We start from the raw sequence: 20,487 nt of genomic DNA, 5'->3' as shown, positions 1-20,487 counted from the left end.
CGGGGCTCGCGCCTACGCCGAAAAATTTTCCACGCTTTCGAGGCTGTTGACCAGTTCCACCCGCAGTTCCTGGCGGGCGGCCTCGTCCAGATGATTGAGACAGGCGGGCACCATCTTGCCCAGCACGGCCTTGGGACCCACTTCGACCCAGCGGCGCACGCCGTCGGCGTACTGGTTGCGCACGGTCTCGATCCAGAGCACGGACGAGGTCATCTGCTTGAGCAGGCTTTCCTTGGCGCTTTCGCCGTCGGTGACGGCGCGGCCGTGCAGGTTGCAGTAGACCGGGAACTGCGGCTTGCGCCACACGGCCTTGCGCAGCAGGGGCTCCAGCTCGCGGGAGGCCTTTTCCATCATGGGGCTGTGGAAGGCGCCGCTCACCTTGAGCTCGATGGCGCGGCCGCGGTGCTCCTTGGCCTTTTGACAGGCCAGGGCCACGGCATCGCGGTGACCGCTGACCACGAACTGGGCCGGGGTGTTGTAATTGGCCACGATGAGCAGGGCGTCGGCTTCCACGGCGGCCTCGCGGGCCAGGGCCTCCACGTCTTCCTGCTTCATCTTGAGGATGGCGGCCATGCTGCCGGTGCCGTCGGGATCGGCCTCGGCCATGAGGCGGCCGCGCAGGGACACGATCTGCAGCACGGTCTCGGGATCCAGCACCTCGGCGGCGGCCAGGGCGCTGAATTCGCCCAGGCTGTGACCGGCGGCGGCACAGGGGCGCACCTTGCCCGCCAGCTCACGCCAGAGGTTGATGTTGACCACGGTCAGCGCGGGCTGCAGGGCGCGGGTGTCGCTCATGGCGGCAGCATCGCCTTCCCAGTAGATCTCGCGCAGCGGCAGGCCGCTGATGGCTTCGGCGCGCTTCCAGAGCGTCATGGCTTCGGGACGGGCTTCGGCCAGCTCCCGGCCCATGCCCGCTTCCTGCGAGCCCTGGCCGGGAAAAAGCAATGCACACGATGTCATTTTCATAGCTCCAAAAATGGATTGGCAAGCGGTATAAAGTCGTCTTTTTTACGACAGAGCGCCAGAGCTTGCAAGTCCCGCCGCCAGAGGCTACACAAGGCCCATGAAGCCCAACGCGAAACACGACGACATATCCCTGTCCGCCCTGGCGCGATGCGCCCGGGAGGCGGGCGTGACGGTGCCCGAGGCGGCCCTGCCCGGGCTGGCGGAATATCTGCAGCTGCTCTGCCGCTGGAACAAGGCCATGAACCTGGTGGGCGCGCATCACTGGCGCGACGCCATGCAGCGCCTGGTGGCCGACAGCTTCCATCTGGCGACCTTCCTCGACGGCCTGCCCCTGCCCGAAGATCCCCTGTGCTGGGATCTGGGTTCCGGTGCGGGCCTGCCCGCCATCCCCCTGCGCATGGCCTGGCAGCGCGGCACCTGCTGGCTGGTGGAGGCCCGCGAGAAACGGGCGCTGTTCCTTTCCACGGTGCTGGCCCGCGTGCCCCTGCCGGGGACCCATGTTTTCCGGGGCAGGGTGGAGCACTTTTTCCCCAAGCAGGCCCGCAAGGCCGACTGCATCACCAGCCGGGCCTTCATGCCCTGGCCGCAGCTGCTGGAGCTGGTGGCCCCGCATCTGGCCGATGACGGCATCGTGGTGATCCTGGCCCGCGAGGAGCCGCCCGCCGCCGGGGACATCGACGGCTGGGAGCTGGTGGGGTCCTTCGCCTACACGGCCGACAACGTGCACCGCTGGTTCTGGGCCCTGCGCCGGAGAGCCGAAGGATAGTTTTTTGAGGGGAGGGGGCTGCCCACGCGGGAGGGCCCCAGGCTCTTCGCCTTTTCCCCGCACCTTTCTTCGTATCCCCGGGATGCGTCCCTTCTTCTGCCTGAAAACTCTCTGCCACAAAGGAGAGCACGCATGACGGACAAACCGGTCTCCGTCTATTTTACCGCTGAGAACCGCACCTTCTGGCTGCACGGCCTGTTCTGGGGCCTGGTGACCCTGGGCCTGGCCTTTGCCCTGCGCATGCTGGAATGGCCCTGCTGGCAGAACCCGGAGTACCGTCTGGGCTCGGAATGGCTGCTGGCCACGCACGATGCCTACCACTGGGTGGCCGGTGCCGAAGGTTTCGGCCATGCGGTGGGGCACCCCATGGCCGTCATGCTGCGCGGCATGGCCGATCTGCTGGGGACCTATCCCGCGGCGGTGGCCTTCTGGTTCCCGGCGCTGCTCTCCTGCTTCGTGGCCGTCATCGTCTACGCCTGGGTCTGGGCCCTGGGCAGCATGGAAGCCGGTGTGGCGGCGGGCCTGCTGACCAGCCTTGCGCCGGGTTTCCTGGCCCGCACGCTGCTGGGCTACTATGACACGGACCTGGTGACCCTGTTCTTCCCCCTGCTCATGACCCTGGCGCCTGCTTGCTGGGCCATGCGCTACATGCTCCTGCCCCAGCTGATCCTGAAAAAGCTCATCGTCGGTTCCGGCCTGGCCGCGGCCAGACGCCTTTGGGGCAGCTCGCTGGCCGAGCAGGACCTGCGCCTGGGCAACCCCCTGCGCTGGCAGTGGGTGGTGCTGCTGGGCGTTTCCGGCGTCATCTCCTGGTGGACGCAGGAATGGCACTCGGTCTTCCCCTATCTGACCCGCTACAATGTCTGTCTGCTGGCCTTCATGAGCCTGGTCATGGCGCCGCGCGGCCGCCGCAACCTCCTGCTGCTGGGCTCGCTGGCCTACGCCCTGCCCACCCTGGGCGGCCCCCTGTTCTTCGGCTTCAGCGCCCTGCTCATGACCGCGGGCTGGACGCGTGCCCGTCAGATGTACCGTCTGCGCCAGTGGCTGTGCCGCCCCTGGGTCCTCATCCTCCTCTGGCTGGGGGTGGGCTCCCTCTTCCTGTCGGGCGAACTGTTGCAGACCATCACCCACCAGCTTTCCCTGTACATGAAGAAGGCCGAGGTCTCGGGCGGCAGCGGGGCGCTGGCCCTCATCTATCCGCCTGCGGGACAGGCCCTTACCGAAGTGCAGGACCTTGGCCTGCTGGCCGTGCTGGCCTATTTCCATCCCTGGCACGAGGCCGCGGCCCTGGGCCTGCTGGGCTTCGTGTGGGTGATCTTCCGCCGTCCCGGCGCGCTCTTCCTGCTGCCGCTGGCGGCGCTGGGCCTGCTCAGCACCAAGATGGGCGGCCGCATGGTCATGTTCGGCGCGCCCATCGTGGCCGTGGGCCTGACCCTGCCCCTGTACTGGATGCTCCAGCGTCTGCTGCGCAAGCTGCGCCCCAACGTGACGGGCATCCTGACCTCCGCGCTGCTGCTGGCGCTGCTGGTGGCTCCCTTCGTGAACATCATCCCGGCCATGTCGCAGGGCCCCATGATCAACCGCCGCCATGCCGAGATGCTCAGCCGGGCCCAGACCGTGGTGCCCAAGGATGCCACGCTCTGGCTGTGGTGGGACTGGGGCTACGCGGCCCATCATTTTGCCCACCGCCTCACCATCGCGGACGGTGCCCGCAATGCCGGAGCGCCGCTCTATCTTTCGGCGGCGGTGCTGGGTACGGACAATCCCCGTTTCGCCCGTCAGCTCATCCGCTATACCAGCCAGTTCGCCAAGGGGCGCGACCCCTTCGACGAGGAGGTGGCCAGCGAGGTCTTTGCCGGACTGGACGCCCAGCAGGCCCAGGACCTCATGGACAAGCTGCGCTCGCCGGAAACGGCGCTGGTGGAAGGCGAAGGGCGGCAGTTCGTGACGGTCAGCTTCGAGATGCTGCGTCTCGGTTTCTGGATCAGCAATTTCGGCAACTGGGATTTCGTGACCCGGCAGGGAGAGGGCGCGGCCCTGTCCATCCTGCCGCAGGCCGTGGCCTACAATCTGGACAAGGGCGAGGTCCTGCTGGACGACAGCGCCACGCCCATCCGTCCGGCGTCCATCAGCGTGTTCGAGGAGACGGGCGTCACCCGCCGGGACTACATCCAGCAGTGGTTCGACAGCCATCCGCGGGCCACGGCGGCCCAGCGGCAGGAATTCCTTTCCGGACGCCGCAACGTGCACTTCTTCTTCAACCGCATCACGGACGAGAAGCTGGCCATGGATGCCAACCTCTACAATTCGCTCATGGTGCGCCTGCTGGTGGGCAATCCGCAGGATCCGGCCATCTCGCCCTATTTCAAGCTGGTCTACGACAACGTGTTCTGCCGTATCTACGAAGTGCTGTAGGGAAGGGCGGACGTTGAGGAATTCTTGAGGAGAGGGCAGACCTCTCCTCAAATCTCTTGGCCTTCCCCAGCGTGTTTTGTCTGGAAAAGAGGAAGCGGATGCCGGGGGAGCCCCGGTCGCGGGGATGCTTTTTGCCGGACAAAGCCGTCCTGTGGGACATTGCCTTGTGAGCCGGGCTGTCCGCAGGAGCGTTCCCGCCGTGATGGCGAGCGCCGGGGCATGGACGGCAGAGGGGCGAGCGGAGACGGCTCGCGGCACGGCTCCTTTGGGGAGAAAGCTCATGTCGGGGAGGGATGCCCCTCCCCGGAAGTATCCTTGTGGGCAAGTGCCGCAGCAGGCCGCATCAATGATGGTAGGGCACCTTGCGGATGATGCACTCCGCGCGGTAGAGCTGCTCCAGCAGGAGCACGCGGGCCAGCTCATGAGGGAAGGTCATGCTGCTGAGGCTGACGAGCTTCCAGGCGCGCTGGCGCACGGCCTCGTCCAGACCGTAGGCGCCGCCGATGATGAAACAGGCGCGGCCCATGGCGTTGTTGTCGATCTTTTGCAGCAGCTGGGCCAACTGGGGCGAGGTCATGGTGATGCCGCGCTCGTCCAGCACCAGGGGCACGTCCTGCGGGCCCAGGGCCTCCAGCAGACGGCGGCCTTCCAGCTCGTTGCGCTGGGCCTGGGGCAGGGCGGGGTCCCCGTCCCGGACTTCCACACATTCCAGACGCCGCCAGCGGTTGATGCGCTGGCTGTAGTGGGCGGCGGCGTCTTTCCAGAACGGTACTTTCAGTTTGCCCACACTGAGCAGGCGCAAGGGTTTCCCTGTCATGATTCCTCGATCGTTGTGTCAGATATCCACGGCGGAAGACGCCGCCCGCAGACTGCGTGATGGCGGCGTGCTGGCCTTTCCCACAGAGACGTTCTACGGCCTGGGCTGCTGTGCCGACCAGGCCGTGGCCGTGGCGCGAGTGTATCAGGCCAAGCGCAGGCCCGTCCATATGCCTCTGCCCCTGCTGGCGGGCAGCCTTGACCTGCTGCGCCCCTATGTGACGCTGGAGCAGGCCCCCGAAGCGCTGCTGACGGCCTTTTGGCCCGGCCCGCTGACCGTGGTGCTGACCGCCCGGCTGACGCCGCTGGAAGGCCGTCGGCCCCTGGCGCCGCAGCTGGTGAACCCCGGGGGCAAGGCTGCCGTGCGCCTGACGCCCCATCCGCTGGCGGCGCAGCTTTCCCGTCTGGCCGGGGCGCCCCTGACGGCCAGCAGCGCCAACATCAGCGGCCAGGCGGCCGCCCGTGTGCCTGACGAGCTGGACGAACGCCTGCTGACGGCCCTGACCGGGCCCGACGACGGCGTGGTGGTCAGCGGCCCGGCCCCGGCAGGCGGCGTGCCGTCCACCATCGTGGAGCCGCTGGCCGGTACGGACCTGCGCGTGCTGCGTCTGGGGGCCGTCAGCCTGGAGGCTTTGAAGGCCGCGGGCTTCACGCCGCACCTGGCCTGAGCCCGCTCCGCCGCCAAAGGCGGAAGGCGCATCCCGGAGCATCGGAATCCCTGTCGAACATGGAGCTTGCGGCCAACATGCTGCTGGCGTACCATGCGCCACTGGAGGCACCCATGCAGAAAGAACTCACCTGTCCCGCTTGCGGTCACAGCGTCATCCAGTATCTGAACCCCGCGCCCACCACGGATGTGGTCATCTATGATCCCGAACGGGGCGTGGTGGTCATCGAACGTGTCAACGAGCCGCACGGCTTTGCCCTGCCGGGAGGCTTCGTGGACGACGGCGAGCAGGTGGAACATGCCGCCGTGCGCGAGATGCGCGAGGAGACCGGCCTCGATGTGGAGCTGCTGGGCGTGCTGGGCGTGTATTCGCGCCCGGATCGTGACCCGCGCCGCCATACCATGAGCGTGGTCTTCGTGGGGCGTCCGCGTGATGCGGCGGCCCTGAAAGCCGGGGACGATGCGGCCCGGGCGGCCTTCTATCCTCTGGACAGGCTGCCGCAGCCCATTTGTTTCGACCATGCCCGCATCCTGGCGGACTTCGGCCGCTGGCTGGCCGGAGAACGTACGCTGGCGCCGGTGGAACCGGCAGGGGAGGATGACTGATGGGCTACCGTAACCTTCAGGAATGTGTGGCCGATCTGGAAAAGGTCGGGCAGCTGCGCCGTATCGACGTGCCCGTGGACCCGTATCTGGAGCTGGCGCACATCCAGCGCCGGGCCTTCCGCTCCAAGTCCCCGGCCCTGCTGTTCACGCGGGTCAAGGGCTGCTCCTTCCCCATGCTGGCCAACCTTTTCGGCACCACGGAGCGCCTGCACTACATTTTTCGCGACAGCCTCGCCGGGGTGGAAGCCGTGCTGGCCGCCAAGGCCGATCCGGCCGCGGCCCTGAAGCATCCCCTGCGCAGCCTGCGGGCCCTGCCCGCGCTGCCGCACATGCTGCCCCGCCGCACCTCCAAGGCCCCCGTGCTGGAGAACCGCTGCGCCCTGTCGGCCCTGCCCCGTCTGGTGGGCTGGCCCATGGACGGCGGCCCCTTCATCACCCTGCCGCTGGTCTACAGCGAGGATCCCGCACGCCCCGGCCCGGATGCCTCCAATCTGGGCATGTACCGTGTGCAGCTGGCGGGCAACGACTACGCCGCCGACGAGGTGGGCCTGCATTACCAGATCCATCGCGGCATCGGCGTGCACCATGCCGAGGCCCTCAAGCGGGGCCAGAGCCTGCCGGTGAACATCTTCGTGGGCGGGCCGCCGGCCTTCACCGTGGCGGCGGTCATGCCCCTGCCCGAAGGCCTGTCGGAACTGCGCTTCGCGGGCCTGCTGGGGGGCTGCCGTGCGGCCATGCATTACAGCCGCCGTCTGCCCCTGCCGGTGCTGGCCGAGGCGGATTTCTGCATCAGCGGCCACATCCTGCCGCACCTCAAGCCCGAAGGTCCCTTTGGCGACCATGTGGGCTACTACAGCCTGAAACATGATTTCCCCGTCCTGCAGGTGGAGGCCGTGCATCACCGCACCGGCGCCATCTGGCCCTATACGGCCGTGGGACGCCCGCCGCAGGAAGACACGGTCTTCGGCGACTTTATCCACGAGCTCACCGGCGCGCTGGTGCCGCAGGTCTTCCAGGGCGTGCGCGAGGTCCACGCCGTGGACGCCGCCGGGGTGCACCCCCTGCTGCTGGCCCTGGGCAGCGAGCGCTATACGCCGTACGAGGCGCAGCGCCGCCCGCGCGAACTGCTGACCGCCGCCCTGCACATGCTGGGCACCACGCAGACGGCCCTGGCCAAATACGTGCTGGTGGCCGCGCATGAGGATGCGCCGGGACTGCGGGCGCGGGACGTGGTGGCCTTTTTCCGGCATCTGCTGGAGCGTACCGATTTCGAGCGCGACCTGCACTTCATCACCCGCTCCACCACGGATACGCTGGACTACACCGGTTTTGCCCTCAACGAAGGCTCCAAGCTCATCTGGGCCTCGGCGGGCGAGAAGCGCCGGGAACTGGCGCTGGAAGTGCACGACCTGCCGTCGCTGCCCGAAGGCTTCGGCGACGCCCGCTGTGCCGGGCCGGGCATCCTGGTGCTGCGCGGCCCCCGTCATGAGCTGGGCCGCAACGAGACCGACCCGCGCATGGAAGAGCTGGCCGCCTGCCTGGCCCACTGGCCGCAGCGCGATGCCTTCCCGCTGGTGGTCGTGGCGGACGATGCCGCCTTTTGCGCCGCGGACTTCGACAATTTCCTCTGGGTGGCCTTCAGCCGTTCCGATCCCGCTGCCGACGTCTACGGCACCGGGGCCGTGGTCCGCGCGCGGCACTGGTCCTGCGAAGGGCCGCTGCTGCTGGATGCCCGCATCAAGCCCTTCCATGCGCCCGCCCTGGAGGAAGACCCCGCCGTTCAACGCCGTGTGGATGCCCTGGCCGCGCCGGGCGGCCCGCTGCACGGCCTTATCGAATAAGGATCGTCTATGAAGATCGCCCTCTTGCAATGCAATACCGTCACCGGTGACGTGGCCGGCAATGCCGAGCGCATCCTTGCCGCCGTGCGTGAGGCCGCCGCCCAAGGCGCCGACCTGTGCGTCACTCCCGAGCTGGCCCTGTGCGGCGTGGCCCCGGGCAGCTATCTGCGCGCCGAGGACTTCGCCGAGGGCTGCAAGGCCGGGTTGCAGATGCTGGCCGATGCCCTGCAGGACGGGCCGCCCCTGCTGGTGGGCGCGCCGGTGGCCAGCGTGTACGCCTCGGGCCTGCTCTCCAATGCGGCCATCCTGGTGCAGAAAGGGCGCTGGTCGGTGGTCTCACGCAAGGTCTACCAGACCTACGGGCAGGACAGCGAGGCCCGCTTCTTCGACCGGGGCGTCTCCTGCGGTATCCTGGCCCTGGACGGCTGGCGCCTTGGCGTGGTGCTGTGCCAGGAATCGGCCACCGAGGACGGCGCCTTCTGGAAGACCCAGTACGCCAGCGGCCACAACCCGCTCATGGAGCTGGTGCAGCGCGGTGTGGACGCCATCGTCCACATGGCGGCGGTGCCGTTCAGCAAGGGGGTGCAGCGCCTGAGCGAGCAGATGCTCTCGCATGTGGCGGCGCGGCATCATGTGCATCTTTTTTCCGTCAACATGGTGGGCGGCAACGACAGCCGCGTCTATAACGGCCAGAGCCTGGCCTTCGATCCCACGGGGCAGATCCTGGCCCGCGGCAAGGCCTTTGCCGAGGACGTGCTGCTGGTGGACACCGCGGGCAGCGGCGGCATCGTGCATCCGCGTCCCGCCTGCCTGCCCGAAGCCATCTGGGACGCCCTGACCCTGGGCGTGCGGGACTTCGTCCGCAAGTGCGGTCTGGAAAAGGCCATCGTGGCCCTTTCCGGCGGCATGGATTCGGCCCTGGTGCTCTGTGTGGCTGCCGAGGCCCTGGGCGCGGACAACGTGACGGCCGTGCTCATGCCGTCGCCCTACAGCAGCGAAGGTTCGGTGACCGACTCGCTGGAGCTGGCCAAGAATCTGGGGGTGCGGACCCTGACCCTGCCCATCGAGCCGGTCATGGAGAGTTTTTCCGCGGCGCTGGCGCCGGGGCTCGACCTGTTCGAGACCTTCCCCGGTGACACCACCTTCGAGAACCTGCAGGCCCGCATCCGGGGCATCATGGTGTCCTCGCTGGCCAACCGGGCGCGGGCGCTGGTGCTCAACACGGGCAACAAGAGCGAGTGCGCCGTGGGCTACAGCACCCTGTACGGCGATACCGTGGGCGCGCTGGGCGTCATCGCCGACCTGACCAAGACCGAAGTCTACACCCTGGCAGGCTGGTACAACCATCACCGTCAGGCCACCATCATCCCGCAGGCCATCTTCGACAAGGCCCCCTCGGCCGAGCTGCGGCCCGGGCAGAAGGATTCGGATTCCCTGCCGCCCTACGACGTGCTGGACCCGGTGCTGGAGAGCCTGATCTTTGCCGGGCAGACGGCGGCCCAGCCCCAGGAAGCCGACGAGGGCCTGCGCAAGGAAGTGCGCCGCAAGCTGTTCGCCGCGGAATTCAAGCGCCGTCAGGAGCCGTTGGGCCTGCACATCAGCCGCATGCCCTTCGGTACGGGCTGGCAGGTGCCGGTGGCCGGACGCTACCGCATGCCGTAGGGGCGCGTGCTATCCGAGGAAAAGGGGACGCGCCGCAAGGCGCACGATATTTGATACCAAGGGAAGGCGGCTGCGGGAACGAGCATGGCCGCCGGAGCGCTCGCAGGAGCGCAGACAGACATCATTCGCATCTGGAGGAGAGACCATGCCTGAAGCACCAGAGAAAAACCTGGCTCTTGACATCGTTCGCATCACGGAAGCCGCCGCGCTTTCTTCGGCCCGCTGGCTGGGCCGCGGCAACAAGGAGGCCGGTGACGGCGCCGCCGTGGACGCCATGCGCAACAGTTTTTCCACCCTGCATGTGGACGGCATCGTGGTCATCGGTGAAGGCGAAAAGGACCACGCCCCCATGCTGTACAACGGTGAAAAGGTCGGCATGGGCGACGGCCCGCAGCTGGACGTGGCCGTGGACCCCGTGGAAGGCACCAGCCTGCTGGCCTATGGCCGTCCCAATGCCATCTCCACGGTGGCCGTGGCGCCGCGCGGCAGCATGTTCAACCCCGGCCCCAGCTATTACATGCAGAAGCTGGTGGTGGCCCGCGAGGCCCGCGATGTGATCGATCTGGACGCCCCGGTGGACGTCAACCTGCACAACGTGGCCCGCGCCCTGGGCAAGAACGTGCAGGACCTGGTGGTCTTCGTGCTGGACAAGCCCCGTCACAAGAAGCTCATCGAAGACATCCGCAGCACGGGCGCCCGCATCCAGCTGCATACCGACGGTGACGTGGCCGGCGCCCTGATGGCCGTGGATCCGCGTTCCGAAGTCGACGTCATGATGGGCACCGGCGGCACCCCCGAAGGCGTGCTGGCGGCCTGCGCCATCAAGGGGATGGGCGGCCAGATCCTGGCCCGTCTGGATCCCCAGTCCTATGTGGAGAAGGAAGCCATCAACGAGGCCGGCATCGACATCCGCGAAGTGCTGACCGTGCACGACCTGGTGCGCAGCGATGATTGCTTCTTTGCCGCCACGGGTATCTCCGGCGGCGATTTCCTGCGTGGCGTGCGCTACAGCGCCCGTCATGCGGTGACCCATTCCCTGGTGCTGCGCGGCAAGACCGGGACCCTGCGCTATGTGGAATCCTACCACAATATGGACAGGCTCTCCAAGATCAGCGCCGTGCAGTACTAAGCGAGGCTTGTTGCTTGATGAGAAAAACAGGATGCCAAGGCTGGCTGGCCAGCGGGCTGCTTTGCGGCCTGCTGCTGTGCGGCCTGACCGTGGTCGCCCCGGTGGACGTGGAAGCGGCCGCCGTGACGACGGTCTATGACGGGCAGAGCCCGGTGGAAGAAAAGGAACTGCTGCGCTTTCTCGATGTGCTGCCCCAGTTCCGCAGCTGGGCCCGTGAGAACAGGATCGAGGCCCATCCCGTGGCCCGCAGGGGCAAGGCGGATTTCCTCTATCCTGAGGATGCCGCCCGCTGGGTGGAAGCCAAGGGCTGGGATGCCCGGCGCTTCTTCTGCGTCATGGGCCGTATGGCCGCAGCGCTTGTCATCGTGGAAGACGGCAATGACCTGCAGGCCCGTCCCAAGGATATGCCCGTCGTGGACAAGAGCGAAGTGGAGCTGGCCCGCAAGCATCTGGGCAGCCTGCTCAAGGTGAGCATGCCTGACGAGGGCATGTCCCACTAGCATCGCAGGCCCTGCCTGCTGTTCTGAAAAAAAGGCGTCCGTCCCGTGAGGGATGGGCGCTTTTTTCATGCCGTTTGGCTTTGTTCCGTTTGCATCCTCCCTGCTGGCAGGCGGATGTGGGACACGCTCTTCTCGCACGGCGAGGCCTTCAGAGCCTTAGCGGCGGCGACGGACGGAAGCGCCAAACGAAGGAGAGCTGTTGCCCAAACAGAGGGCCGGGACTGGTGGCCTCCCTGCTTTACAGTACGATATGGAGGCAGGTCCGGTACGTTCGCATTTGTTGGTGTGGTGTCGTGTCGCTAGGGGAGATCCGCCATATCGGACGGCATCCTTTCCGAATGTTTGCGGATACGTCGTCCGGCAGGGATATAGAGATGCTGTCACAGTCCCGCTGTCCGAAATGTGGGCGGCAGGCAGTCCGGCAGCAGACAGGTGCGGGAGTCTTTGCCGAAGCTGGCGGGTGGAGTTCCCGCTGGGCAAGGAAACAGGAAACGCAAAAGGGGAGGGCCTTGGCAGGCTCTCCCCTTGTTTTTGGTCTATGGACGGGCGCTTACTGGGCCGGAACGGCTTCCGGCGGGATGGGCGCGCCGTGTTCGGGGCCCGCGGGCAGGGTCTGCACGGCGGGCGCCTCCTGCGCGGGGTCGGCAGGCTGCGCGTTTTCCGCAGGCGCGGGCGTGCCTTCCGCGGGAGCAGGGACCGCAGCCTCCTCGGCCGGGGCAGCCTGCGTTTCCGCAGGAGCGGCGGCATCAGCCGCGGGAGCGGTGGCTTCCGGCGTTTCCGGGGCCTGGGCGGCTTCAGCCGGAGCAGCGGCCTCAGGGGCCGGGGCCGCTTCAGCAGCTGCCGCATCAGCAGCGGGCGTTTCCGGTGCGGCCGTTTCGGCAGCAGCTTCGGGGGCCGCAGGAGCCGCGCTTTCCTCAACAGCGGCCGGAGCGGCAGGGGCAGCGGCGTTCAGGGGCTGGGCGGCGGCGAGCTTGAGCTCGGCATGTCCGGCCAGCTGGGGAGCCAGCCACAGGTGGGCGGGCTGGGCCAGGAGGATGGCGAACAGGGTGCAGACCAGCAGGGAGCCGCCGGGCCAGGCGCGGCGGGTGAAGCGGGCCAGCAGCACGGCAAAGACGATGCACAGGCCGCCCAGGACGGGCAGGGCATCCAGACTTGTCAGCAGGGCCTCATACTGCTGGGGGATGGCCAGCGAGGTGGACGTACGGAGCCATTCCAGCGCCACGGGGAAGTGCAGGGCGGCCAGCAGCATGCCCGCATGCAGGAAGAGCAGGGCGATGACCAGATAGAAGAACTTGCTGCCCAGGCTGCCCATGCGGACCAGGGCGCGGCCCAGCAGGATGGCCAGCAGGCAGAGCGCGGGCGTGGCACCGGCAAGACCGGAACCCAGCAGGGACAGGGGCAGGGAGAAGAACAGGGCGATCCAGAGGAAGGAGCTGCCGCTGTTTTCCTTGCGGCTGGCCCGCAGGGTCTTCCAGCTGGTGGCGAACACGCGGCCCCAGTTGACGCCGGTGACCACGAAGAGCCAGGGCAGGAGGCCGAGCACGGCCAGCGCCGGGGCCAGCCACCAGAAGGCGGGCAGGGGCCAGGGCAGGCTGATGAACTTGCCCGACACGGCCTGGGCGTAGCCTTCGGCCTGCACCCAGAAGATGATGGCGGCGGCCCAGAGGGTACCCAGCAGCAGGAGCAGGAGGAAGCCCGCCAGCGCGTCCAGACGTTGGGCGCGACGGATGCGCCAGGTCCAGAACAGGTGGACGAGGCTGGTCAGCAGGGGCAGGATCAGGAAGACCAGGCCGCCGGTCAGCGCGGCCAGACCGGAGGTCAGGAAGGCCAGCGGCAGGGAGATCCAGGCGTGTTCCTTTTTCCAGCCCATGCAGAAAAAGGCCATGGAGAGCAGGCACAGACCGGTGGCCAGCCCCTGCGGGCCCATGAAATGCGCCAGCTGCGGGAACAGCAGGCTGGAGAGCAGGATCAGGCCGGAGGCCAGAGCGGCCTGCGGGCCGAAACCGGCGGCACGGCTCAGGGCCCAGGTGCCCCACAGACAAGCCAGCCCGCCCAGAGCGGCGCCCGCCGGCCAGACGAAGGCCGAAAGCTGTGGCACCATGCGGGCCACCAGGTCGAGGGCGGCCAGCATCCAGACGAAGACGGGCAGCTGGGCATCACCGTTATGCAGGGGCGCGAACCACTGTCCACTGGCCAGCGCTTCACGGACGGTATCCATCAGTTTCATTTCCGGCGGGCAGTACAGGCCGCCGGTCAGGAAGGTGGGCCAGAGCTGGCAGGCCAGGAGCAGGAGCAGGGCCAGGGGGCCCATCTTGGCCAGCACGGCAAAGGCCTTCTGGGCAGGCCCGGCTTCCAGCACGGCCACCGGCGCGGCAGCAGGCGCGGCGGGAGCGGCCGGGGCTTCTGCCTGCGGGGCGGGCGCCTGGCCTTCTTCCGGCAGGGGAGCTGCTTCGGCTGCCGGGATCTGTTCATCCATCGCAGCGGGCTGCATGGTGGCCAGACCGCGACGTCCGCTGCGGGGCGCTTCGGCCATGGCGGCAGCTGCGGCGGCATCGGCAGGGGCTTCGCTGCCGTCGGCCTTTTCTTCGGCGGTGACGGCAGGCTCGGTCGCGGGTACGGGCCGTGCAGTCTCGGCAGGGGCCGCAGGCGCTTCCCCGGCTTCCATGCTCAGGGGCGCTTCGGGCGTCTGGTCCGCGGCAGGGTCTTCCACCGGCGCGGCAACGGGCGCGGCGGGAGCGGCCGGGGCGTCCTCAGCCTGCACGGCCTCTGCGGCGGGCATGGGGATGGGGGCCTCTTGCTGCGGGGCGGGCGCCGGTTCCGGGGCCACAGACGCTGTGCCGGGGGCCGGGCTCTTCTGGCCGTCGGCAGGGGCGGGGCGGCTTACCCGGGCCCGGGCCTCTTCATCCAGCTGGGACCAGGGCGTCATGCCCATGGGGATCTCCTCTTCAGGGCAGGCCAGCTTGCTGGCGGCATCGGGATTTTTTTCTGTCATGATGGCTCCTTGGGCGATGCGGCGGCTCCGACCAGATAATGCCGGGCAGAACGGCCGTTCAGGGTCACGGTCAGACCTCCCTGGACAGCCAGGGACGTCTGTTCAACGATATCTTGCGCTGCCCCGGAAACGGGCAGGGGGATGCGAAGGGTGGCGCTGTCGCTGCCGAAGTTGGCGGCCAGCACCCAGCAGCTGCCGTCAGGCAGACGGGTGACGGTGGCCAGAGTCCCGGCAGGGCCGCTGACCACGCGCAAAAGCCGGCCCCGGGCCACACCGGAGACGGCGCGGGCATGCAGCAGCCGCGCCATGATGCTTGCCGGGCTCCGGGGCAGGCGCAGCTCTTCCGAAAGCGGGCCAAAGGCCAGGGGCGCGGGCTCCACTTCTCCGGCGGCGGTCTCCGGCTCCAGCAGGGGGACGAGACCGGCGCTGGCAGCCGTGCCCGGCGTGGACTTGGGCAGGGGCAGGGCGCCCTGCAATTCCTGCGGGCTCACGAAGGCCAGACCGGGCAGGCCCACACGCCAGGCAAGCAGCAGCAGGCAGGCTTCTTCCAGCTCCGTGTCGCGCCGGTCGCGGGCGGGAACGGCATCGGGCTTGCGCCCAAGGGCTTCCCGGGCCAGTCCGGCGGGCGTGGTGGGCCAGAAATATTCGTCGTCATGCAGGCCGGCAAGACGGCAGGCACGCTGGAACAGGGCCTCGCCACCGGGCAGGTCGCGCAGGGGACGCCAGTCCACGCCCCGCCACTGGTGCAGACCGCGGGCCAGACCTTCCTGTCGGACACCGCTGCTCATGGACTGGCGCAGCAATGCGGCCAGAGGCGCGGCATCGCCGGTCAGCAGGGCATATTCGGCGGCGGGGCTGGTGACGGTATCGCGGGTCAGGTCCACGGGGGCCCGCTGGATAAGGGGCGTCAGCGACGGGGGCAGGATGTCGGCCTGCATGGCCCAGCCGCCGTAGCGGTGGATCTCGCGGGCAAGGGCATCCAGGGCCTCCAGACCGGGGGCCAGCTGGTCACGGGGGGAGGGAGCTCCGCCGTCGGGCGGCACGTCCAGGCCCATGATGGCTTCAAGGTGCAGCCCGGCCAGGGTCTGCTGCTGCAGGCCGGTATGGCGGATGACGGCGGCGGAGAGCACGCGCCGGGCCTGTCCCGAGGGATCCTGCCAGAGCAGCACGGGGCGCAGTACGTTGCCCGCATAGCGGTAGAGCCAGCGCCGGGGCTTGCCGTCGGCCCCGCGCACTTCGCCGGTGATGGCCCAGCCGCCGGGCGTGGCCCAGGGCAGGCTGTCGCGCAGCAGGGCCGGGGGCAGCAGGCCCTTGTCGGTGAGGGCGCGGCATTGCCGGGCGTTGAGGGGGAGGCATTCCCATTCCTGGGGCGAGGCGGGCAGCGTGCTCCAAAGAGAGGAGGGGGCCTCCATCATGGCGTACAGACCGCTGAAGCGGCTGGCGTGGCGGGCCTGGAGGAAAAAGTCCGGGCCCAGGCCTGTGGCGGCCGGGGGCAGGGAGCCGCCCAGCTGGAAGCCGCTGGTGGCGGCACGGGCGTTGAGCCGGGCGAACTGTTCGTCATCGCCGCTGCGGGCGTCGAAGGCCAGGGACGTGGTGCCCGTGCCGAAATCGGGGCGGAGCTGGTTGTGCCAGAGGGCGCCCTGTTCCTGGGACGGGGACAGGTAGAGGCCGGAAAAGCCCATCCGCCGGAAGGCTTCCAGGGTGCCGGAGCGGGCCAGGGACTGCATGGCCGTGGCCTTGCCCCGCAGGGTGTGGGGATTGACCTCCAGCCAGCAGGGGGCGGCGTCCAGCAGCAGGGGCAGGCGGTCATTGCTGCCGCTGTTGCCCCACAGGCGTTCCGAGCCCGAGACCTCGGCGGCCAGGTCGTCGGCATTGCCCAGCATGGACTGGCGTTCCAGCCACTGGATATAGCCGGGATCGGCGCGCAGCAGGCTGCCGGGGGCCCTGTCGGGGCGTTCCGTCCCGGACAGGAGCATCGGCTTGCGGCCGTGCGGGCCCATGACCTCCTGCGAACAGGCGCAGAGCAGCAGGGCCAGCACGACCGCCAAAAGCCGCCAAAGGGCAAAGGTCGCTAATGGGCGGCCTTTTCTTCTTCCTTGGCCGCGTTCCACAGCTCGTCCTTCTCATCCAGCGACAGGTCGGGGAAGTCCTTCCCCTGCTGCCGGGCCAGTTCTTCCATGCGGGCAAAGCGACGCAGGAAGCGGGCCGTGGCCAGGTCAAGGGCTTCGCTGGCCTTGATGCCCTTGCGGCGGCCCATCTCGGTGATGCTGAAGATCAGGTCGCCCAGTTCGTGCTTCTGGGCTTCGGCGTCGTCGCCGGCGGAGGCGTCCAGCCATTCCAGCCATTCGGCTTCCACCTGCTGTTCCACTTCTTCGTCCTCGGGCCAGGTGAAGCCCACGCGGGCGGCCTTGGAGTGGATGCGGTAGGCCTTGGTCAGCGGCGGCAGGCTGGAGGGCAGGGAGTCGAACAGGCCCTGGGGCTTGCCTTCGGCATCGGTGTGCTCGGCGCGCTTGATCTTTTCCCAGGTCTTGAGCTGCTCGTCCAGATTGTCGAAGGTCACGTCACCGAACACATGGGGATGGCGGCGCACCATCTTGGCCCGGTTGTTGTTCAGGGCGTCGTCCAGGCTGAACTGGCCGCGCTTCTGGTACAGATGGGCCACGAAGAGCAGCAGGAAGGCCACGTCGCCCAGTTCTTCGCACACGTCGGCCGTGTTGCCGGAGCGGATGGCGCTGACCAGCTCGTGGCTTTCCTCGATGAGGTATTCGGTCAGGCTTTCGGGGGTCTGCTCCTTGTCCCAGGGGCAGCCGTTCTCGGCATCGGTCAGCCGTTCGATGACGGCCTGCAATTCTTCCAGAGCGCTTTTCATGAAACTGTTCCTTGTGGAGGGTTAAAGTCCGAAACGGCTGATGAGGTCAGGCGGCAGCCAGCCGCGCACCTGGCTTATCAGGGAATTGAAGTAGGGCAGGGCGCGCGAATGGCGCAGGAACTCGGCATCGCCGAAGAGCTTTTGCAACAGCAGCAGGACCACGGCGCAGAGCAGCACGCCCTTGGCCAGGCCCAGCAGGCCGCCGGTGAGCTTGTCGATCCAGCCCACGAAGGAGAAGGCCAGCAGCTTTTGCAGCAGCCGCGCCAGCAGGCCCACGGCGATGAGCACGCCCAGGAAGAGCAGCACATAGCTGGCGATGTTGCGCCAGGCCGGTTCGGTGATGAAGGTGAGGTGCGGGGCCAGCACGGTGTGGAAATGGTGGGAGACCCAGAAGCCGCCCACGATGGAGATCAGCCCGGCGACCTCGCCCACGAAGCCGGTCCAGAACCCGCGGGCCGCGAAGGCCGTGAGGACCAGCACGATGATGACGTCGAAAATATCCTGTCCCATAAGCTTCCTGTAGGAAAAGATCCTCCTGCGGCCGACGGGGCGGCGGGTCGCGGGGCGCCGGGATCTCCGGCAGCCTGCGGCGGGCCGCATCCGTGCGTGCAGGTACGGGCGCAGCATAGCAAAAGGGGGGGCAGGACACAATCCGTCCGTCTGTACAGATGGGGGCCGATACGCTATGCTTGCGGGATGGATACGCGATTGGGAAACTTGCTGGAACAGGCCGGACTGGCCTGCAACAGTACGGAAGCTCCGGCGGCGGAGACCGCTCCCGGAGCCGAAGAGGAAAGCCACGGCCTGACGGCCTATACGCCCTTCATCTCCGTGCGGGCCTGCGGCCGTTTGTGGCGCCTGCAGCGCGCCGCCGACCTGGAGACCCTGTGGAACGCCATGCTGGACGATCCGCAGAACTTCGAGGACGAACGCCTGCCTTACTGGACGGAACTGTGGCCGTCCAGCATCGCCCTGTGCCGCTGGCTGGAAGAGCGCCGCGCCGAGATCGCCGGGCGTCCCTGCCTCGACCTGGGCTGCGGCCTGGGCCTCACGGCCATGGTGGGCCAGTGGCTGGGCGCGCAGGTCATCGGCATGGACTATGAGGAAGAGGCCCTGCACTTCGCCAGCCTCAACGCCCGGCACAACGGGGTGACCTCGCCCCTGTGGACCGTCATGGACTGGCGGCAGCCCGCCGTGCGGCCCCGCAGCATCTTCCGCCTGTGGGGCGGCGACATCATGTACGAAAAGCGCTTCGTGGCGCCGGTGATGCACTTCCTTTCCCACGTGCTGGCCGACGACGGCGCGGCCTGGGTGGCCGAGCCCGGGCGCGGCGTGTACGAGGCCTTCTTGCAGGCCCTGCACGGCGGCGGTCTGGAAGGGCGGCGCGTGTTCACCGAGCGTGTGGAACCCCTGTATGCCCAGCCCGTGCCCGTTACGGTGGCCGTATGGGAGATACGCCGCCGCGTCCGGCCCGCGTAGGCCCGGATCGTGGGCCCTGGAGCCCTCCCGCCCCGGTAGCCGGCCCCCGTTGCCTGCGTGAGGGGCTTGTCCCCGCAAGGCATACGGCAACATGCGCAGGCAGGGGCCTTTTGTATCCCTTGCCGCAGCGGCCCGGCATGACGGGCGTGCACCTGTGCCGACATCCGGCCTGTCCGCCCCTTTCCCGGCACGTTTTTTCGTGAAAGGCGCCCCTCCGGCGGGCAGGGGGGGAAAGGCCTCTGGATTTTCAGGAAGATTTTGCTAGATTCACCACCGGGCACCGCCGGACGGTGTCCCGGCCGCATGAGGCGAACAATGGGAAAACTGACACGTTTTGGTGTTTCTCTGGATGAAGAGCTGCTGGAACCTTTCGACGCCCTGTGCGCCGTCAAGGGCTACAGCAACCGCTCCGAAGCCATCCGTGACCTCATCCGCAAGGCCCTTGTGGCCGAGGAGTGGCAACAGGCCGACGGCCAGGGCGCAGGCACGCTGACCCTGGTCTATGACCATCACAAGAACGACCTGGCCCGCCGCCTGACCCAGATGCAGCACGACGAGCATGACATCATCATCGCCACCCTGCATGTGCATCTGGACCATCATAACTGCCTTGAGGTGCTCATCCTCAAAGGCGAGGCCGCCCGCGTGCGGGCGCTGGCCGACAAGCTCATTTCCTGCAAGGGTGTCAAGCACGGCACCTTCAGCGGTACAACTACAGGACAGGATCTCGCATAATGGAAGACGTGCAACGCCATGCCCCCAAGGTTCCCATCAATATCGACCGCGTCGGCATCCGCGGCATCACCGTGCCCCTGCTGGTGCGCGACCGCGCCCAGGGCAGCCGCCAGACCGTGGCCCGGGTGGACCTTGGTGTGGATCTGCCCGCCTCGTTCAAGGGCACGCACATGAGCCGCTTCATCGAAGCGCTGGAAGAATGGAACGACGAAATCAACTACCAGTCGGTGCGCCGCCTGCTGGCCACGGTCAAGGAACGTCTGGAAGCGCGCCGTTCCTATGTGCGCTTCTGCTTCCCCTATTTCGTGCACAAGCCCGCGCCCTCGTCGGGCATCAAGAGCATCATCTCGTATGAATGCCGTTTGACCGGCGAGCTGGACGAGAAGGGCCAGTCCTTCCTGCTGGAAGTGGACGTGCCCGTGATGACCGTGTGCCCCTGTTCCAAGGCCATCAGCCGCGAGGGAGCGCACAGCCAGCGCACCATGATCCATCTGGCCGTGCGCATGTCGGGTTTCAGCTGGATCGAGGAATTCATCGAGATGGCCGAGGCTTCGGGCTCGTCCGCCGTCTACACCCTGCTCAAGCGCGAGGACGAGAAATACGTCACCGAGCACGCCTTCGCCCAGCCTACCTTCGTGGAGGACGTGGTGCGCAACGTGGCCCAGCGCCTGACGGAGCACGAGCATGTGCGCTGGTTCCGCGTGGAAGTGGAGAGCATGGAATCCATCCACAGCCACAATGCCTTTGCCTGCATCGAACGCGACCTGCGAACGCAGGACGAACAGGCCTAGCCCACACCTGAGGAAGCCGGGAGAGCCCCGGCTTCCTTTTTTTGCACGATACTGCGGTCAAAAAATTTTTCCCAAAAAGTTTTTTACACTTGACAGCAGCCTGTGCTAATACTCTCAAGCCCAAGTTTCGTATGGCCTTGGGGCAGGGCAGGCTGTCCGGCCGTCGTCCTGTCCCCCTCAGGGACTGTCCCTTTGCCGGCGGCATGCGGGGCTTTTCCCTGCCGCCCGGGCCCTTTCCCCCGTTTTTGGTTGC

General features: G+C 67.7%; 17 protein-coding genes. 11 read left to right on the top strand and 6 right to left on the bottom strand.

Features of this window, described 5'->3' with window-relative positions:
• Positions 1–12: 12 nt before the first annotated feature.
• The gene (locus ACQRAG_RS04635; protein WP_168934469.1) at positions 13–966 is read right to left on the bottom strand and encodes an ACP S-malonyltransferase; all 954 of its coding nucleotides are present in this window, start codon (positions 964–966) and stop codon (positions 13–15) included.
• Between the two features lie 97 nt (positions 967–1,063).
• On the opposite strand from ACQRAG_RS04635, the gene ACQRAG_RS04630 reads away from it, so the two are divergent.
• Entirely contained in the window at positions 1,064–1,732 is a 669-nt protein-coding gene (locus ACQRAG_RS04630) for a 16S rRNA (guanine(527)-N(7))-methyltransferase RsmG (RefSeq protein ID WP_204625155.1), read from the top strand.
• A 132-nt stretch (positions 1,733–1,864) separates the two neighbouring features.
• The gene (locus ACQRAG_RS04625) at positions 1,865–4,147 is read left to right on the top strand and encodes an STT3 domain-containing protein (RefSeq protein WP_168934467.1); all 2,283 of its coding nucleotides are present in this window, start codon (positions 1,865–1,867) and stop codon (positions 4,145–4,147) included.
• A 343-nt stretch (positions 4,148–4,490) separates the two neighbouring features.
• On the opposite strand, the gene ACQRAG_RS04620 is transcribed toward ACQRAG_RS04625, so the two are convergent.
• Positions 4,491–4,964: a 23S rRNA (pseudouridine(1915)-N(3))-methyltransferase RlmH gene (locus ACQRAG_RS04620; protein ID WP_006006317.1), complete on the bottom strand. Its 474-nt coding sequence runs from the start codon at positions 4,962–4,964 to the stop codon at positions 4,491–4,493.
• Between ACQRAG_RS04620 and ACQRAG_RS04615 the strand changes: the two genes are divergently transcribed.
• The 6 genes from ACQRAG_RS04615 to ACQRAG_RS04590 all read left to right on the top strand — a co-directional run bounded on the left by ACQRAG_RS04615 (position 4,963) and on the right by ACQRAG_RS04590 (position 11,368).
• Positions 4,963–5,631 (top strand): L-threonylcarbamoyladenylate synthase, encoded by a 669-nt coding sequence (locus ACQRAG_RS04615; RefSeq protein ID WP_427803652.1) that lies wholly within the window; start codon positions 4,963–4,965, stop codon positions 5,629–5,631. The genes ACQRAG_RS04620 and ACQRAG_RS04615 overlap by 2 nt on opposite strands.
• 113 nt (positions 5,632–5,744) lie before the next feature.
• Entirely contained in the window at positions 5,745–6,236 is a 492-nt protein-coding gene (locus tag ACQRAG_RS04610) for an NUDIX domain-containing protein (RefSeq protein ID WP_168934465.1), read from the top strand.
• On the top strand, positions 6,236–8,077 hold the full coding sequence (locus ACQRAG_RS04605) for a UbiD family decarboxylase (RefSeq protein WP_303739876.1): 1,842 nt from the start codon (positions 6,236–6,238) through the stop codon (positions 8,075–8,077). The genes ACQRAG_RS04610 and ACQRAG_RS04605 overlap by 1 nt, the downstream gene beginning before the upstream one ends.
• Before the next feature lie 9 nt (positions 8,078–8,086).
• Entirely contained in the window at positions 8,087–9,739 is a 1,653-nt protein-coding gene (locus ACQRAG_RS04600; RefSeq protein WP_168934463.1) for an NAD+ synthase, read from the top strand.
• Between the two features lie 145 nt (positions 9,740–9,884).
• Complete coding sequence (gene glpX / locus ACQRAG_RS04595; protein ID WP_006006325.1) at positions 9,885–10,868, top strand: class II fructose-bisphosphatase; 984 nt, start codon at positions 9,885–9,887, stop codon at positions 10,866–10,868.
• Between the two features lie 17 nt (positions 10,869–10,885).
• Positions 10,886–11,368: a hypothetical protein gene (locus tag ACQRAG_RS04590; protein ID WP_168934462.1), complete on the top strand. Its 483-nt coding sequence runs from the start codon at positions 10,886–10,888 to the stop codon at positions 11,366–11,368.
• Between the two features lie 550 nt (positions 11,369–11,918).
• Here the strand turns inward: ACQRAG_RS04590 and ACQRAG_RS04585 are convergent.
• From ACQRAG_RS04585 to ACQRAG_RS04570, 4 genes are read right to left on the bottom strand one after another with little or no spacing between them, the layout of a single operon-like run.
• Entirely contained in the window at positions 11,919–14,360 is a 2,442-nt protein-coding gene (locus ACQRAG_RS04585; RefSeq protein WP_427803651.1) for a hypothetical protein, read from the bottom strand.
• On the bottom strand, positions 14,357–16,399 hold the full coding sequence (locus ACQRAG_RS04580; RefSeq protein WP_427803676.1) for a hypothetical protein: 2,043 nt from the start codon (positions 16,397–16,399) through the stop codon (positions 14,357–14,359). The genes ACQRAG_RS04585 and ACQRAG_RS04580 overlap by 4 nt, the downstream gene beginning before the upstream one ends.
• Positions 16,400–16,431: 32 nt before the next feature.
• The gene (gene mazG, locus ACQRAG_RS04575) at positions 16,432–17,229 is read right to left on the bottom strand and encodes a nucleoside triphosphate pyrophosphohydrolase (RefSeq protein ID WP_168934459.1); all 798 of its coding nucleotides are present in this window, start codon (positions 17,227–17,229) and stop codon (positions 16,432–16,434) included.
• Between the two features lie 21 nt (positions 17,230–17,250).
• Positions 17,251–17,739, bottom strand: a complete 489-nt coding sequence (locus tag ACQRAG_RS04570) for a CvpA family protein (protein WP_168934458.1) — start codon at positions 17,737–17,739, stop codon at positions 17,251–17,253.
• Positions 17,740–17,925: 186 nt separating this feature from the next.
• On the opposite strand from ACQRAG_RS04570, the gene ACQRAG_RS04565 reads away from it, so the two are divergent.
• The 3 genes from ACQRAG_RS04565 (at position 17,926) to folE2 (ending at position 20,234) form a co-directional block, all read left to right on the top strand.
• The gene (locus ACQRAG_RS04565; RefSeq protein ID WP_204624979.1) at positions 17,926–18,708 is read left to right on the top strand and encodes a class I SAM-dependent methyltransferase; all 783 of its coding nucleotides are present in this window, start codon (positions 17,926–17,928) and stop codon (positions 18,706–18,708) included.
• A gap of 315 nt (positions 18,709–19,023) precedes the next feature.
• The gene (nikR, locus tag ACQRAG_RS04560) at positions 19,024–19,443 is read left to right on the top strand and encodes a nickel-responsive transcriptional regulator NikR (protein ID WP_006006341.1); all 420 of its coding nucleotides are present in this window, start codon (positions 19,024–19,026) and stop codon (positions 19,441–19,443) included.
• Positions 19,443–20,234, top strand: a complete 792-nt coding sequence (folE2, locus tag ACQRAG_RS04555; RefSeq protein ID WP_006006345.1) for a GTP cyclohydrolase FolE2 — start codon at positions 19,443–19,445, stop codon at positions 20,232–20,234. The genes nikR and folE2 overlap by 1 nt, the downstream gene beginning before the upstream one ends.
• The last annotated feature ends 253 nt before the right edge of the window (positions 20,235–20,487 follow it).

The organism is Desulfovibrio sp. SGI.230 (assembly GCF_050313065.1).
Lineage (GTDB): Bacteria > Desulfobacterota > Desulfovibrionia > Desulfovibrionales > Desulfovibrionaceae > Desulfovibrio.
This window is presented reverse-complemented; position numbering and strand designations above follow the sequence as displayed.

Coding starts and splice junctions, on each gene's coding strand:
- ACQRAG_RS04635 (WP_168934469.1), bottom strand. CDS start 966: ATGAAAATGACATCGTGTGCATTGCTTTTTCCCGGCCAGGGCTCGCAG.
- ACQRAG_RS04630 (WP_204625155.1), top strand. CDS start 1,064: ATGAAGCCCAACGCGAAACACGACGACATATCCCTGTCCGCCCTGGCG.
- ACQRAG_RS04625 (WP_168934467.1), top strand. CDS start 1,865: ATGACGGACAAACCGGTCTCCGTCTATTTTACCGCTGAGAACCGCACC.
- ACQRAG_RS04615 (WP_427803652.1), top strand. CDS start 4,963: ATGATTCCTCGATCGTTGTGTCAGATATCCACGGCGGAAGACGCCGCC.
- ACQRAG_RS04620 (WP_006006317.1), bottom strand. CDS start 4,964: ATGACAGGGAAACCCTTGCGCCTGCTCAGTGTGGGCAAACTGAAAGTA.
- ACQRAG_RS04610 (WP_168934465.1), top strand. CDS start 5,745: ATGCAGAAAGAACTCACCTGTCCCGCTTGCGGTCACAGCGTCATCCAG.
- ACQRAG_RS04605 (WP_303739876.1), top strand. CDS start 6,236: ATGGGCTACCGTAACCTTCAGGAATGTGTGGCCGATCTGGAAAAGGTC.
- ACQRAG_RS04600 (WP_168934463.1), top strand. CDS start 8,087: ATGAAGATCGCCCTCTTGCAATGCAATACCGTCACCGGTGACGTGGCC.
- glpX (WP_006006325.1), top strand. CDS start 9,885: ATGCCTGAAGCACCAGAGAAAAACCTGGCTCTTGACATCGTTCGCATC.
- ACQRAG_RS04590 (WP_168934462.1), top strand. CDS start 10,886: ATGAGAAAAACAGGATGCCAAGGCTGGCTGGCCAGCGGGCTGCTTTGC.
- ACQRAG_RS04585 (WP_427803651.1), bottom strand. CDS start 14,360: ATGACAGAAAAAAATCCCGATGCCGCCAGCAAGCTGGCCTGCCCTGAA.
- mazG (WP_168934459.1), bottom strand. CDS start 17,229: ATGAAAAGCGCTCTGGAAGAATTGCAGGCCGTCATCGAACGGCTGACC.
- ACQRAG_RS04570 (WP_168934458.1), bottom strand. CDS start 17,739: ATGGGACAGGATATTTTCGACGTCATCATCGTGCTGGTCCTCACGGCC.
- ACQRAG_RS04565 (WP_204624979.1), top strand. CDS start 17,926: ATGGATACGCGATTGGGAAACTTGCTGGAACAGGCCGGACTGGCCTGC.
- nikR (WP_006006341.1), top strand. CDS start 19,024: ATGGGAAAACTGACACGTTTTGGTGTTTCTCTGGATGAAGAGCTGCTG.
- folE2 (WP_006006345.1), top strand. CDS start 19,443: ATGGAAGACGTGCAACGCCATGCCCCCAAGGTTCCCATCAATATCGAC.